We start from the raw sequence: 14,518 nt of genomic DNA on the forward strand, positions 1-14,518 counted from the left end.
GATGCGTCGTTGCAGCAGCAGGACCGCTCGCCAGCGTGCCCGACGCGCGCAACGCGGTTTCACGATGATCGAAGTGCTGGTCGCGCTTGCGATCATCGCGGTGGCGCTATCGGCGTCGTTGCGCGCGGTCGGCAGTCTCGCGAGCGGCGAAGCCGATCTGCATCGCCGCCTGCTGGCCGGCTGGAGCGCGGACAATACGCTCGCGCAGTTGCGTCTGACGCATGCGTGGCCGAACGTCGGCGCGACGAGTTTCGATTGCTCGCAGGGCAATTTGCAATTGATCTGCACCGAGCATGTGACGGCGACGCCGAATCCGGTGTTTCGTCGTGTGGAAGTGATGGTGACGATGCCTGGGCGTTCCGGCAATCTCGCTCAGATGGTCACGGTGGTCGCGAATGAAAACAACCGCTCGCTCTGAGCGCCGCCGCCGATCGGGCGCGCGCGGCTTCACGCTGATCGAATTGCTGGTGGCGATCGCGATCATGGCGGTGATCGCCGTGCTGTCGTGGCGCGGGCTCGACCAGATCATTCGCGGCCGCACCACCATCACGAACGCGATGGAGGAAGAACGTGTCTTTGCGCAGGTATTCGACCAGATGCGGATCGACGCACGGCAGGCCGCGTCCGACGACGAGTCCGGGCAGGCGGCAATTTCACTGTCCGGCAACACGCTGCAGATCGTGCGGCAGATGAACTTGCCGGGCACGGCGCCGCGCCTGCAGGTGGTGCGCTACCAGGTGTCCAATGGACGCGTGATCCGTTACGCGTCGCCGCCGCTTGCCAATGCCGGCGAATTGCGACGCGCTTTGCGCGGCAGCGAAGGCGAAGGCTGGAGCGCGGTGCCGTTGATGGGCGGCGTCGGTGCGATCTCCGCGCGGCTCTACGTGCCGAAGGTCGGCTGGACCACGCAGATGAAAGACGTGCAGAGCGCGATCACCGAGGCCGACAACAACCTGAAGGTGCCGCAGCTCGGCAATGCGCCGTTGCCGCGCTCGGTGACGGGGCTCGAAGTGAGCGTCGGGGCGCGCTCGCTGGCGCGGCCTGTGACGCGGGTTTTTCTCGTCGGAGAATGATATGAAATTCTCTTGCTCATCTCCGCGACGCTTTTCATCTTCTTCGCGCTCGCCATCTCGCGCACGAGAGCAAGGCGCGGCGATCATCAGCGCGCTGCTGGTCGTCGCGTTATCGGCGATTCTGGTCTCGGGCATGCTCTGGCGCCAGCAGGTGCAGATTCGCCGGATCGAAAACCAGCGGCTGCTTTCGCAGGCGCAATGGGTCGCGCGCGGCGCATTGGACTGGACCCGTCTGATCCTGCGCTCGGAAGGCGATACGTCGGCCGGCATCACCTATCTGGGCGGACTGTGGGGCGTGCCGATCGCGAAGACGCGCCTGTCCGATTTCCTTGGCCAGATCGGCGAGGTCCGTGCCGAGCAAGGCGCGGCAACCTATCTGTCCGGTTCGATCGAAGACGCGCAGGCGAAATTCAATCTGCGCAATCTGGTGGCGAGCCCCGCGCCCGGCGTGATGCAGCTGAACGACGAACAGATCGGCGCGTATCAGCGCCTGCTGGTGTCGCTCGGCGTGAACAGCCAGCTCGCGAAAGCCACTGCCGTACAGGTGCGCAACAGTCTCTCGCAGTCGGCGACCCGCTTCCAGAGCGTCACGTCCACCAGCGGCTCGACGACATCCGCGACGCCGACCATTCAAGGCGGCGCCACCGGCGGCAGCTTCACCGACAAACCCGGCATCGAAGACGGCGACGACAACGCGGCGGTCGCGCCGCTGCAAATGACCGGTGTCGATTCGCTGCTCGACATTCCCGGCTACACACCGGAGATGGTCGCGCGCTTGCGCCCCTTCGTCACGGTGTTGCCGACCGTCACGGCGCTCAACATGAACACGGCGTCGGCCGAAGTGATCGCGGCGGTCGTGCCGGGCATGAGCCAGTCGGCCGCGCAAAGTTTCGTCGCGAGCCGCACGACGGTGTTCTTCCACAACGTCAGCGACGTGCAGCTCGCGTTGCGCGGCGCCGGCGTGCAATCGGTCGCGATCGATCCGGCCGAAATGGACGTCAACTCGAACTACTTTTTGATCCACGGCCGCGTGCAGCACGAACGCGCCGAGGTGGACCGCACGACGCTCGTCTATCGCGACGCGATGACTCACACTACGCGTATCGTGCGGGTACAAGACCAACTATGAATAACGCAATTCCCGGAGAGAGTGGCCTTTGAGCACGCTGATCGTCCTACTGCCGCCGCGTGATCCGGCGGTGCCATCGCAGGAATGGCAATTGCCCGAGCTGCCGTTCGTTCTGCTCGACAAGTCGGGCCGCACCCAGCGCGCCGGCCGCTCGGCGCTCGCGCTGCTGCCGCGCGCGACGTCGACGGTGCTGATGGTCGCCGCGCGCGACCTGCTGATGATGCCCACGACGCTGCCGCCGCTGCGCGGTCCGAAGCTGCGTCAGGCCTTGCCCAACATCGTCGAGGATCAGCTGATCCAAGACCCGCAAACCTGTCACATCGCCGTCGATCCGCAACCGGCCGCGGGCGGCCGGCAGCTGCTCGCGATCATCGACCGTGGCTGGTTCCGCTTTATCTGCGAGGCATTCACGACGGCCGGTCACCGCAGCTTGCGTGCCGTGCCGGTGACGCGCTGCCTGCCGCAGGCAGCCGCGCCCGCTACCCTCGCCGAAATCGCGGAACTGGTCGACGCGGGCGAGCCCACGCTGGCGGGCTCGGCCGACGTCGCGACGGCGCTGCCGGGCGTCGCGCCCGTGGTGGCGCCCGATGTCGCCGCCGTGGTGCCGATGGTGGCCGCCGTGCTCGGCGCGGTGGTGCCGACCGCGCCCGCCTTGCTGCTGGAAGGCGTGGTCGAGAGCGACGTGCCGCGCGTCGAACTGGCGATTGCGCGTGGGGCGCAAGGCGAAGGTATGGCGGTGCCGGCCAATGCGGTGAACACGACGCTCGGCGCGCTCGCCGGCGCGGCGTCCGTCTCGCTGTACATGCTGACCGAAGTGCCGGGCAACGAGCCGGGTCTCGCCGCGAACAGCCCGGCGCGCCTCGCCGCGCATATTCACGGCGCGAGTCCGTTGCCGTTCGAGCAGCTCGCGCGGCGCGCGCTGGAGTGCCGCTTCGATCTGTGTCAGTTCGAGTTCGCGTCGCAGCCGTGGCGGCTCGACCGCGCGACGCTGCGGCGTCTGCGCCTGCCGGTGCTGCTGGCGATCGGCGCGCTGATCATCGCGATTGTCGGCGCGAACGTGCAGTGGCTGATGCTCGCGCGCCAACGCGACGCGATCAGCACGCAGATGACCGAGCTGCTGCTCAACACCTTCCCGAAGACGACGGTCGTGCTCGATGCGCCCGGCCAGATGTCGCGCCAGTTGCAGCAGCTGCGCGTGGCGGCGGGCGAACTGTCGCCGGATGACTTCCTGTCGCTCGCCGACGGCCTCGCGCGCTCGCTCGCGCCGGTGCCGGTCAACGGCATCGCGGCGCTCGACTATCACGACCGGCGGCTCGATGTGACCTTCAAGCCCGAGGTCAAGCTCGACCCCGACTTCGCGAAGCGGCTCGGACGCAACGGGCTGAGCGGCGCGATCGACAGCAATACCGGCAAGTGGACCATCAGGAACGGACAATGAAAGCTGAACTCGCTCAAACATGGGCCGGCTTCTGGGACCAGCGCACCGAGCGCGAAAAAGCCATCATCACGTGGGGCGGCGGTGTGCTCGCCGTGGTGCTCGCGTGGTCGGTGCTGTGGGCGCCGGCGCAGGAAGGCCGCGCGCATCTGCGTGAATCGCTGCCCAGCCTGCAGCACCAACTCGCGCAAATGACCGCGCAGGCGAACGAAGCGCGCGCGCTCTCGGCGGTCGCGCAAGGCGTCGCGCCGACCGGCGCCGCGCTCAAGGATGCGCTCTCCGCGTCGCTCAGCGATCACGGGCTTGCTGCCACGCAGGTGCAGGTGATCGGCAACGCGGTGCAGATCCAGATGAAGAACGCGTCGTTCCCGGCGTGGACCAGCTGGGTCGACGATGCGCGCAAGCAGTTCAAGGTGCAGATCGCCGAGGCGCATGTCACCGCGCTGAAGGACGACGGCCAGGTGGATCTGACGGCGTCGTTGCAGCCGTCGACCGCGAAATGAGCGCGTCGCTACGGGGTTTCGCATGAGTTACTGGATGCGGCGCGTACGCGTCGCGCTGCCGTGGGCGGTGGTGGGCGGGCTGGCCTCCGCGGCGGTGATGCTCTCTCTGTTGCCGGCTGCCTGGATCACGCCGCAGTTCGCGCGGCAAACGCGCGGCCACGTCAATCTGGTCGACCCGGCCGGCTCGCTCTGGCATGGCTCGGCCACGCTGATGCTGGCCGCCGGCTCCGACATGAGCGCGGCGACGCTGCTGCCTGGCCGGATCGAATGGAGCACGGCGTTCTGGCCGCTGTTCACCGGCCGGGTGCGTATGGTCATGCGGCATAGCGAGGCGATGCCCGACCCGATCACGGTCGACGCCACGCCGCGCAGCGCGACCGTCACGCCCGGCACGATCGCCGTGCCGGCTTCGCTGTTGAGCGGTCTCGGCGCACCCTTCAATACGCTCGATCTGCAGGGCAATGTGCAGCTTTCCTGGTCCGACTGGCGCAGCTTCAACCGGGAAGCGTTCGGCCAGCTGACGGTGACGCTGAACGATGTCAGTTCGCGCGTCTCGCTGGTCAAGCCGCTCGGCTCGTACCGCGTGACCTTTCAGGCGCAAGGCGCATCGTCCACGCTCGATCTGACGACCCTCAAGGGCCCGCTGATGCTCAACGGCAACGGCACGATATCTGCCGCGTCGACGTCGTTTCACGGCACCGCCAGTGCCGCCCCCGAAGCGCGTGAAAACCTCGCAGGGCTATTGAATCTGCTGGGCCGGCCGAGCGGACCGGATACGGTGACGTTGACGTTTGCACACTGAGGTTCGCGCACCGACGTTTGCGGCTGGCGCGACGGTGCGGGTCGCCTGCCCGGTTGCGCTGGCAGGATAAAAAAGAGGCACGGGCGCATTTCGCGGCCATGCCTCTTTTGCTTCGCACCGGCGAGCGGCGCGGCGCTTATCTGCTCTGAACCTGCTGTTGCGGCGCGGCCCCGCTCTGCGCGACGGGCACCGCCGATGCCGCCGGCAACGGCGCCGGCGCGGCCACGTCGCCGGTTTCGCGATTCATCTGCGATGCCTCCCAGCCGCCGCCCAGCGCCTTCACCAGACCCACCGACGACACCATCCGTTGCCCAGCGATGCTCTCGAGCTTCTGCTCGGCCGTGAACGCCGTGGTCTGCGCGGTCAGCACGTTGACGAAGCCGACGGTGCCCGCCTTGTACTCGTTCGTGACGATGGCGAGTGCCTGCCGGGCCGAGTCCACCGCTTGCCGCTGCACGACGATTTCCTGTTCGAGAATGCGCAGCGACGCGAGGTTGTCCTCGACGTCCTGGAACGCGGCCAGCACCGTTTGACGGTAGCTGGCGACGTCCGCGTCGTAGGTGGCGCGGGCGGCTTCGGTCTGGGCCTTGCGCAGACCGGCGTCGAACAGCGTGGCCGCGAGTTGCGGGCCGACCGTCCAGAAGCGCGACGGCGCGGTCAGCAGCTGCGAGAACACCGAATTCTCGAAGCCGCCGGTGGCCGACACCGTCAGCGTCGGGAAGAACGCCGCAATCGCCACGCCGATCTGCTCGTTCGCGGCGGCGGCCTTGCGTTCCGCCGACGCGATGTCCGGACGCCGCTCCAGCAGCGCCGACGGCATCTGCGCGGGCACGGCGGGCGGGGTTGCGGTGAGCGGCATTGGCGGCAGCGTGAAGACCGAGGCAGGCACGCCGATCAGGACGGCGATCGCGTGCTCGTCCTGCGCGCGCTGGATGCCGTTGTCGATCGCGGCGGCCTGCGCGGACTGCAACTGCGTTTGCGCCTGAATCACGTCCGAGCGCGCGGCGACACCTGCGGCGTACTGGTTCTGCGTGAGTTGCAGCGAGCGTTGATAAGCCGCGACGGTGTCGTCGAGCAGCTTCTGGGTGGAGTCGAGCGCGCGTAGCGAGAAATAGGTTTGCGCGAGCGTGGCCTGAGCGGACAGCCTGGCGTTCGCCAGATCGGCGGCCGCGCCCTGCTGGCCCGCTGTCTGCGCGTTGACCGAGCGAGTGACCGAACCCCACAGATCGGGCTCCCAGCTGGCGTCGAGTTGCACGTTGAAACTGTTGCCGACGCCCGAGCGGCTGCTGCCGGTCGTCGAACTACCGCTCGATGCGATGCCGTTGCCGGAACGCGTCGCGCCCGCCGAAGCGCCGATCACCGGGAAATACGCCGAACGCGCCTCGCTGACCAGCGCGCGTGCCTGCCGATAGGTGGCGGCGAATTGCGCGACGGTCTGGTTCGCGGCGTTCAGCTTGTCTACGAGCGCGTTGAGTTGCGGGTCTTCGTAGATTGTCCACCAGTCGCCGCGATCGTGTTGGTCGGCGGGTTCGGCGACTTTCCAGCCGGGGGCGGCCTCCTTGAACGACGCGGGAATCTCCGTGGCCGGCCGCTTATAGTCGGGGCCGACGGCGCAAGCGGCCAGCAACGTGGCGAGGGCCGCTGTTATCGCAATGGTCAGGGCGCGAGGCGCAAGCGGCCGCGCGCGCGAGATTCGATCAGACTGCATGCAATGAATTCCTTCTGGACGCCGCAATGCGGCCGATGGCGGCACCGTCGGCCGGGCGAAATCTTGGTCTGCCGGAATGTTAGCGTATGAGCCCGCGTGAACGCGGGAAACTGAAAGGGTAATGCGGGGATGCGCGCAGGTGTGTTACTTGGGGTGTCGCGATGGTTACGTGCTGTTACCGGCGCGCCCGGCAGGCAGCCGGGGCCGTTAAACCCGTGATTCCGTCGACGTGGTCTGGCGCGCCAGTCGGCCCGCCGCCGCCCGGCACGGCGCATCGCCACGCGCCTGGCAGGCAGCTGCGGGACTGGCCGCATGGGTCGCGTTGCCTGCCGCTGTCGTGATGCCCTCGGTCAGGAGCGGCGCAGCGGCCCGCTTCACCTCTGTCGCCTGCCCGACCCTCCTGCCCCGCCGATGCTCGGCCCAAGCCAGCACCGCGACCCCCACCGACCCGCCGGGCAACACGAACAGCCCGGCGAACAGCGCCAGTTTCCACCAGCGGTGCGGCCCCTTGAAGCTATGCAACGCGGAATCGGTCAGGGAGCGGCTCAAGCCGCCAAGGGTGTTTTTGAGGTACAGCATGGGGGAAATCCTTTTTGCACGGCGCGCTCGCGGCGTGCAGACAATCGGTCAGAACATGGGCTCGGAGGCGAGTAACTCGTTGCCTGTAATAATATTGACTATGCAATTAAATTTCAACATACTTTGCGCCGCGCGCGTGTTTCGTGTTGTTTTTCTGTTGGCCGGGGCAGCGCGTCATTTGATTTGACTTGCCTGCTTAGGCAGCTAAACTTCGTTTCTGATTCCCGACGTTCTGGAAACACCATGATCGACGGTCCCTACAAAGCGCACGAGATTCAACTGACGACGAGTCTCGGCTACTACCTGACGAAAGCGCGGAACGTGCTGGTCGAGCGGACCGACCGCGCGGTCAAACCGCTCGGGCTGACCGCACAGCAGATCGGCGTGATCGTGATGTTGTCGTCGCAGCGCGCCAGCACACCGTTCGAGCTGTCGCGCGCTATGTCATACGACAGCGGCTCGATGACGCGTCTGCTCGATCGACTTGAAAAGAAAGGCTTTGTGGTCCGCACGCGCAGTGACGCCGATCGCCGGATGGTGAAACTGGAACTGACGCCGCAAGGTCACGACGCGGCACGCCAGTTGCCCAGTCTCGGCGCGGCGGTGCTGAACGAGCAATTGCGCGGCTTCTCCGCCGACGAGCATGCGACGTTGATCGATCTGCTCGCCCGCTTCATTGCGAACGGTCCCGGCGACGGACTCGGCGCGGGCTGCGGGTTGGGGCCGCCATCGGAGTCGCAGGGAGAATCACCCGAAGAGGCCTCGCCGGAGTCCGGCGGCCAGTAACCCAAAAGGCGTTTTTTGAAAGCGCCCTTGCCTTTGAATATCTGTCTGGGCAGAGGATGTTCCGGCATATAAGTGCGCTAGTCGAAGGGCGCAATAAAGCTGCCGTGACAAGCTTTCCCGACTGAGGAGAAGAATTTATGGACGCCACGGCTTCCGCCGCTGCCCGGCCCGCCGCCGAACCCGCCCCGCTCAAGGGCGGGGCGCTCGCCTTGCTGACGGTCGGCCTCGCGCTCGGCACCTTCATGGAGGTGCTCGACACCTCGATTGCGAACGTCGCGGTGCCGACCATTTCCGGCAGCCTCGGCGTGGCGACCAGCCAGGGCACGTGGGTCATCTCGTCGTATTCGGTGGCGTCGGCGATCGCCGTGCCGCTGACAGGCTGGCTCGCGCGGCGCGTCGGCGAAGTGCGGCTCTTCACGCTGTCCGTGCTGCTTTTTACGCTTGCATCGGCGCTGTGCGGTTTCGCGCACAACTTCGAGTCGCTGATCGCGTTCCGGCTCGTGCAAGGGCTGGTCTCCGGGCCGATGGTTCCGCTTTCGCAAACCATCCTGATGCGTTCCTATCCCCCGGAGAAGCGCGGGCTTGCGCTCGGCCTCTGGGCGATGACCGTGATTTGCGCGCCGATTTTCGGACCCGTGATGGGCGGCTATATCACCGACAACTTCACGTGGCCGTGGATCTTCTACATCAACGTGCCGATCGGGCTGTTCTCGGCGGTGTGCGCCTATCTGCTGCTGCGCGGCCGCGAGACGAAGACCACCCGTCAACGCATCGATGCAGTCGGCCTCGCGTTGCTCGTGATCGGCGTGTCGTGTCTGCAGATGATGCTCGACCTCGGCAAGGATCGTGACTGGTTCAACTCGACATTCATCGTCGCGCTGGCGGTGATCGCGGTGGTGTCGATCGCGTTCCTGCTGGTGTGGGAGATGACGGAGAAAGAACCCGTCGTCGATCTCTCGCTGTTCAAGGACCGTAACTTCGCGCTCGGTGTGCTGATCATTTCGTTCGGCTTCATGGCCTTTTTCGGGTCGGTGGTGATCTTCCCGCTGTGGCTGCAAACGGTCATGGGCTACACCGCCGGCCTGGCGGGTCTCGCGACCGCGCCGGTCGGCCTGCTCGCGCTGTTCCTGTCGCCGCTGATCGGCAAGAACATGCACCGGCTGAACCTGCGCATGGTGGCGAGCTTTGCGTTCATCGTGTTCGCGTTCGTCTCATTCTGGAACTCGACGTTTACGCTCGACGTGCCGTTCAATCACGTAATCTGGCCGCGTCTCGTGCAAGGTATCGGCGTGGCCTGCTTCTTCGTGCCGATGACGACCATCACGCTGTCGAGCGTCCCGGACGACCGGCTCGCCAGCGCGTCGGGTTTATCGAACTTTTTCCGGACCTTGTCGGGAGCGATCGGCACCGCAATCAGCACGACGTTCTGGGAGAACGACACGATCACCCATCACGCGATGCTGACCGATTCGGTGAACGTGTATTCGGCGAATACCAACGCCTACACCAATGCGCTGGCGGGGATCGGACTCTCCGGCGATGGCGCTACCGCGCAATTGAACCAGGTGGTGACCGCCCAGGCGTACATGATGGCCACCAACGATTTCTTCCGCATTTCCTGCGCGGCGTTTCTCGTGCTTGCGATACTGGTGTGGATTACCAAGCCGCGCAAAGGCGCAGGTCCTTCGATGGGGCATTGAGCTTTATCGCCATGCTTCGCACGCTGACGCGGGCAACCATGCGAGATCTTCGCATCGTCGCCCGCGTTTGTATTCATCACGGCATCACTACTGCGTCAGGGCTTCGCCAGTGCTCGACGGAATCGACTGCCCTTGCGCGGAATCCGGATGCATGGCCGTGGGCGCCGCTGGCGGAGACGGTTTCACGTCGCCTTGCGGTGCGCCGGCAGCCACGCCGCGCACGTATTGCTTGAAGTCGGCGCCGGCTTCCCAGGGGTTCGGCTTGCAACCCAACGAGCTGTCGCAATGCGCGGCAAAGCCGATGGTCGCCGTGCCGTCGGGGTTCGCCGCGCGCGTGATCTCATACGCCAGCGCACGCTTGCCGCCGTCTGGTCCGGCAGTCTGAATCAGCGAGTCGGTCGCGGATTCAATCCTGTAGGTCGAATGGCTCGACACCCATGACTGCGCCCGTTGCCACCACAGGTCGCATTCCGCTTTGTTCGAACACGTCAACGGCTTCGTCGCGATCTGCATGACGTCCGGATCGACCTGCCCTTGCGTCGAACATCCCGCCGCTGTTGCCAGACACAGCGCGGCCAACAGACCTTTGTTCATCACGTCGATACCTCCTGCCTGGGAGCGTGTCATACCAGGTTGGACCACGGTGCTGGTGTGGTGTTTCATCTGCGTCAGGGAATCGTCAGAGGGCGCGGAGAATTTGCCGATCCCGTTCGACGCGCTGCCGTACGGCACGTAGTCGTTACCTGCGGATAGTAAAGGGCGAGAAAAAAGCGGCCACACGTGGGCCGCCTTTTCGTCATGTCGCTATGCGTGTCGTTCAGACGCTGAACCGGTTCAACGTGTACGCGCGATAAGCGGCGACGAATGCGTCGAACGAACCGACTTCTTCACGCTCGAGTTTGCTCTGCTCGGCCAGCGACTGCGCAGCGAGTTCAGTGAATGCCTGCGTTTGCGCGGCGTCGAGCGGACGCGAACGGAAATACGCGGCGTGCGCTTCGCTTTGCTCGAGGCCGAACGCGAGAAAGCTCTGCTGCTTGTCGCGCATGATTTGCAGCACACGTGCCGACGGCGTCAGCGTCACGTCCGCGAGCTTCGCGCGCTGGACCGCCACGGCGCGCGCGTGCTCGTCGCCGCCCTGCAGTTCGTCGAGCGCGGCGGCCGCCGTGTCGATCTGGCTCATCAGTTCGTCGGCCCAATCCATCATCGCAACGGGGCTGCCGTCGCGCGTCAGTTCGAGGCCAGGCTTGCGCCCTTCCATCGTCACGCGGCCAAAATTCTGATTGGCTTCGCAATAGGCGGCCGGCGGCAACGGCGCGCTGTCGTCGAGCGCGCAGACGAGCAGGTACGCGTCGAGAAAGCGCGATGTCTCCAGCGAAATTCCGCTTGGCTCGAACGGATCGATATCCATGCAGCGCACTTCGACGTATTGCACGCCGCGCGCGGCCAGGGCATGCAACGGACGCTCGCCCGGATGCGTGACGCGCTTCGGACGAATCGTCGAGTAAAACTCGTTTTCGATCTGCAGGACGTTGGTGTTGATCTGCACCCACTCGCCGTCGCGCTGCGTGCCGATTGCTTCGTACGCCGGGTAAGGCTGGCTCACGGCCTTTGCGAGCGCGTCGAGATAGCCCGGTAGCGTGTCGTAGTCGGCATGCAGGGCGGCTTGCGCGGCGGTGTTCGAATAGCCGAGGTCGCTCATGCGCAGGCTCGTGGCGTACGGCCGGTACAGCGTGTCGGCGTCGAACGTTTCCAGCGAGTGTTTGCGGTCGCGGAGAAAACGACGATCCAGCGCCGGCGACGCGCCGAACAGATACATCAGCAGCCAGTTGGTGCGGCGGAAATTGCGGATCAGCGCGAGATAACGTTCGGACTGGAAATCGACTGCGGTGGCGGTGGATTGCTGGTCGGCATGCAGGAGCCGCCACACTTCTTCGTTCAGCGAATAGTTGTAGTGGATGCCTGCGATGCACTGCATCGAGCGGCCGTAGCGCAGCGCAAGGCCAATGCGGTACACGTACTTCAGCTTGCCGATGTTCGACGTGCCGTAATGCGCGATTGGAATGCCTTCGTCGGTGTCGGGCAGCAGGCAGGGCATCGAGTTGTTCCAGAGGATCTCGTCGCCGAGTTCCGCGTAGACAAAACGATGCAGCGTGTCGAGCTTCTCGAGCGTCACCGCGACGTCGTGTTCGGCCGGCGTGATCAGTTCGAGCAGTGCTTCGGAGTAGTCAGTGGTCAGCGAGGGATGCGTGAGCGCCGAACCCAGCGCGCGCGGATGCGGGCTCAAGGCGAGCTTACCGTCCTGCGTGACGCGCAGGCTTTCCTTTTCGATGCCGCGCAGACCGCGTGTCAGCGCGTCGCGCTGCGGGCCCGAGGTCAGCACGGACAAGCGGTGCAGGAACGCGTCGGTCGTGCGGGGAGGTGTCGTCGTGTTTGGCATTGATGCGAGTCGGGCGATGTCGGCCGCCATGTGCCGCTCGACTGCTCGCGGGCAGCACTGCGCGGTCGACAACGTTCGGCGGAATTTTCAGTAGCGGGCACTTTAACATCTCGCTACGACGCCTGCTTGAGCCCGCTCTGGCGCCCCTTCAGGGCCGCCAGTCCCGCCCGTTTTCAGCACGAATCAGCCTGCCGGCCGGTTCTCCGCGCTGCCCCGTCGCACACTTTTATTCGACCCGCGTGCCCGTGCAACTTCAGCCGCCGCGTGCGGCGCCCGCGCGGTCCGCCACCTCGTTCCAGAGATGCATGGCCGCATACGCGCGCCATGGACGCCACGCGTCGGTACGGGTGCGTTGCTGCGTCGGCCGCACGAGCAACGGATCGCGCGCGCAGATCGACTGCATCAGCACGAGGTCCCATGCGGGCCACGCGTCGGCGTCGCGCCATGCCCGCATCGCGACGTATTCGACGGTCCACGGGCCGATGCCGGGCAGCGCGAGCAACGCGGCACGCAGGCTGGTCGCGTCGACGACCTTGCTGTCGAGCGGCACGTCGCCGGTGGCGACGGCATGCGCGAAGCCCTGCAACGCCGCGACGCGTTTGCCCGGCATGCCGATCTGCGCGAGATCGACAGCGGCCAGCGCGGCGGGCGTAGGAAAGCGCCATGCGGTGTTCTCATGCGGATGGCCGTCGATGCGCTCACCGGCGCGCTGCACGAGCCGTCCGATGATCGTGGTCGCCGCTTTCACGCTAACCTGCTGGCCGACGATCGCGCGCACTACGAGCTCGAAGCCCGACCACGCACCCGGCACACGCAGGCCGGGCGCGGCCTCGACGAGCGGCGCGAGCCACGGGTCCGCGGCGAGTTCGGCGCCGATCTTTTTCGGATCGGCGTGCAGATCGAACATCTTCGCGATCGGCGCTGCGAGCGCGTCGGCGTGACGGCTCGCCGGCCCTTCGATGCTCGCGACAACACAGCGTTTGCGCGGATGCAGACGCACGCTCAGCGTGCCGCTGTCGCCGGCCCAATCGATCGCGCGGCGATACGTGCCGTCTTCGACCGCCTCGACGCCGGGCGTCGCGCGTCCGCCGAAAAAGCGCAGCAGGCGCGGCCAGTCGAATGGTGGTTTGAACGGCAATTCGAGGGTGGTGACTTCGTCGAGCGTACTCACGCGGCGTGATCCAGTTTGGCGGGGGTGGTGGTGAGGGAATCGGCGCCGGCCGCGGCTGGCTTTTTGCGGCCAGATTGCTCGAGCGAAACGTGGCCGGCATGCTGTGCCTCGTTGTCGAGCAGCGCGGCCTTGCGCGGCAGGCCCCAGCGATAGCCGGCCAGCGCCCCGCCCTTTTGCACCACGCGATGACAAGGAATGGCGAGCGCCACCGGGTTCGTCGCGCAGGCGGTCGCCACCGCGCGCACCGCGCGTGGTGAGCCGACCGCTTCGGCGATCTGCGAATAGCTGCGCGTTTCGCCGTAAGGGATGCGCCGCAGCGCGTCCCACACACGTTGCCGGAATGCGGTCGCGGCAATGTCCAGCGGCAGATCGAAGTCCTGACGGGTGCCGCGCAGATAGGCGTCGATCTGCGCGATGAACGGCGCGAGCTGTTGGGCGTCTTCCAGCTGGTCGGCGTTGGCGAATTCGCCACGCAGTTCGTTGACCAGCGAGGTGTCGTCGTCACCGAAACCGATTTTGCAGATGCCCTTGTCCGTGGCCGCGACCAGCACGAAGCCGAGCGAGGTCGGCGCGCAGGCGTAGCGCACGGTCAGCCCCGCACCCTTCCTGCGATACGCGGACGGCGCCATGCCCAGTTCGGCCGGCGCGCTGTCGTACATCCGCGAGGGCGAGCCGAAGCCGGCGTCGAGCGTGGCGCGCGTAACGTCCGCGCCGTTTTGCAGCGCATCGCGCAACGCGGCGCCGCGCTGCGCGGCCTGATACTGCCGCGGCGATACGCCCACCACGCGCTTGAACAGACGTTGAAGGTGAAACGGGCTGACGTGCACGGCATCGCTCAGTTGCGCGAGCGTGAGGCGCTGCTGCGGGTCGGCGTCCAGCGCGGCGCACGCACGATGGATGATCTCCAGTTCGCGCGGCAGGCCGCCGGGCTGGCATCGCTTGCAATCGCGAAAGCCCGCGGCGCGGGCGGCGGCGACATCGGTAAAGAAAGCGACATTCTCACGGCGCGGCTGGCGCGAAGCGCACGACGGACGGCAGAACACGCCGGTCGTCTTGACTGCGTAGAAGAATGCGCCGTCGGCACTCGGCTCGCGGCGCGTGACGGCGGCCCAGCGCTCGTCGTCGGAGGCCCAGCTCGTGGTGGCCGGGACGGGGCGGGGTGCGGCAGGCTCGGTCGTGCGGTTCATGATGGTCT

The 14,518-nt window shown here is 66.3% G+C and carries 14 protein-coding genes; 8 read left to right on the plus strand and 6 right to left on the minus strand.

Annotated elements, in window-relative coordinates; genetic code table 11:
• Position 1: 1 nt before the first annotated feature.
• The 6 genes from gspI to B0G69_RS06325 are packed head-to-tail and all read left to right on the plus strand — an operon-like array spanning position 2 to position 4,942.
• Positions 2 to 418 carry a type II secretion system minor pseudopilin GspI gene (gene gspI, locus B0G69_RS06300; protein WP_121316119.1) on the plus strand — a complete coding sequence of 139 codons (417 nt, stop codon included), beginning with the start codon at positions 2 to 4 and terminating at the stop codon, positions 416 to 418.
• A complete protein-coding gene (locus B0G69_RS06305; protein WP_121316120.1) occupies positions 396 to 1,073 on the plus strand; it encodes a prepilin-type N-terminal cleavage/methylation domain-containing protein in 678 nt (225 codons plus the stop codon). Before gspI ends, B0G69_RS06305 begins: the two co-directional genes overlap by 23 nt.
• Position 1,074: 1 nt before the next feature.
• On the plus strand, positions 1,075 to 2,202 hold the full coding sequence (gene gspK, locus B0G69_RS06310; RefSeq protein WP_121316121.1) for a type II secretion system minor pseudopilin GspK: 1,128 nt from the start codon (positions 1,075 to 1,077) through the stop codon (positions 2,200 to 2,202).
• Between the two features lie 28 nt (positions 2,203 to 2,230).
• Positions 2,231 to 3,640 carry a type II secretion system protein GspL gene (gene gspL, locus B0G69_RS06315; RefSeq protein WP_121316122.1) on the plus strand — a complete coding sequence of 470 codons (1,410 nt, stop codon included), beginning with the start codon at positions 2,231 to 2,233 and terminating at the stop codon, positions 3,638 to 3,640.
• Complete coding sequence (locus B0G69_RS06320) at positions 3,637 to 4,140, plus strand: type II secretion system protein M (protein ID WP_121316123.1); 504 nt, start codon at positions 3,637 to 3,639, stop codon at positions 4,138 to 4,140. The genes gspL and B0G69_RS06320 overlap by 4 nt, the downstream gene beginning before the upstream one ends.
• A gap of 22 nt (positions 4,141 to 4,162) precedes the next feature.
• Positions 4,163 to 4,942 carry a type II secretion system protein N gene (locus B0G69_RS06325; RefSeq protein ID WP_121316124.1) on the plus strand — a complete coding sequence of 260 codons (780 nt, stop codon included), beginning with the start codon at positions 4,163 to 4,165 and terminating at the stop codon, positions 4,940 to 4,942.
• 136 nt (positions 4,943 to 5,078) lie between these two features.
• Here B0G69_RS06325 and B0G69_RS06330 read toward each other — a convergent pair whose 3' ends face one another.
• A complete protein-coding gene (locus tag B0G69_RS06330; RefSeq protein WP_121316125.1) occupies positions 5,079 to 6,650 on the minus strand; it encodes an efflux transporter outer membrane subunit in 1,572 nt (523 codons plus the stop codon).
• Between the two features lie 207 nt (positions 6,651 to 6,857).
• Positions 6,858 to 7,229, minus strand: a complete 372-nt coding sequence (locus B0G69_RS06335) for a hypothetical protein (RefSeq protein ID WP_121316126.1) — start codon at positions 7,227 to 7,229, stop codon at positions 6,858 to 6,860.
• Between the two features lie 243 nt (positions 7,230 to 7,472).
• On the opposite strand from B0G69_RS06335, the gene B0G69_RS06345 reads away from it, so the two are divergent.
• Together B0G69_RS06345 and B0G69_RS06350 are read left to right on the plus strand one after the other, a co-directional pair.
• Positions 7,473 to 8,015: a MarR family transcriptional regulator gene (locus B0G69_RS06345; protein WP_121316128.1), complete on the plus strand. Its 543-nt coding sequence runs from the start codon at positions 7,473 to 7,475 to the stop codon at positions 8,013 to 8,015.
• A 137-nt stretch (positions 8,016 to 8,152) separates the two neighbouring features.
• Entirely contained in the window at positions 8,153 to 9,715 is a 1,563-nt protein-coding gene (locus B0G69_RS06350) for a DHA2 family efflux MFS transporter permease subunit (RefSeq protein WP_121316129.1), read from the plus strand.
• 87 nt (positions 9,716 to 9,802) lie between these two features.
• Here B0G69_RS06350 and B0G69_RS06355 read toward each other — a convergent pair whose 3' ends face one another.
• The 4 genes from B0G69_RS06355 to ada all read right to left on the minus strand — a co-directional run bounded on the left by B0G69_RS06355 (position 9,803) and on the right by ada (position 14,510).
• Positions 9,803 to 10,309, minus strand: coding sequence for a hypothetical protein (locus B0G69_RS06355; RefSeq protein WP_199731251.1), 507 nt, complete (start codon positions 10,307 to 10,309; stop codon positions 9,803 to 9,805).
• 223 nt (positions 10,310 to 10,532) lie between these two features.
• Positions 10,533 to 12,152, minus strand: coding sequence for a glutamate--cysteine ligase (gshA, locus tag B0G69_RS06360; RefSeq protein ID WP_121319140.1), 1,620 nt, complete (start codon positions 12,150 to 12,152; stop codon positions 10,533 to 10,535).
• Positions 12,153 to 12,405: 253 nt separating this feature from the next.
• On the minus strand, positions 12,406 to 13,323 hold the full coding sequence (locus B0G69_RS06365) for an AlkA N-terminal domain-containing protein (protein ID WP_121316131.1): 918 nt from the start codon (positions 13,321 to 13,323) through the stop codon (positions 12,406 to 12,408).
• Entirely contained in the window at positions 13,320 to 14,510 is a 1,191-nt protein-coding gene (ada, locus tag B0G69_RS06370) for a bifunctional DNA-binding transcriptional regulator/O6-methylguanine-DNA methyltransferase Ada (protein WP_121316132.1), read from the minus strand. Before ada ends, B0G69_RS06365 begins: the two co-directional genes overlap by 4 nt.
• Positions 14,511 to 14,518: the final 8 nt, after the last annotated feature.

Origin of the sequence: Paraburkholderia sp. RAU2J, assembly GCF_003634845.1 — a bacterium.
GTDB lineage: Bacteria > Pseudomonadota > Gammaproteobacteria > Burkholderiales > Burkholderiaceae > Paraburkholderia > Paraburkholderia fynbosensis.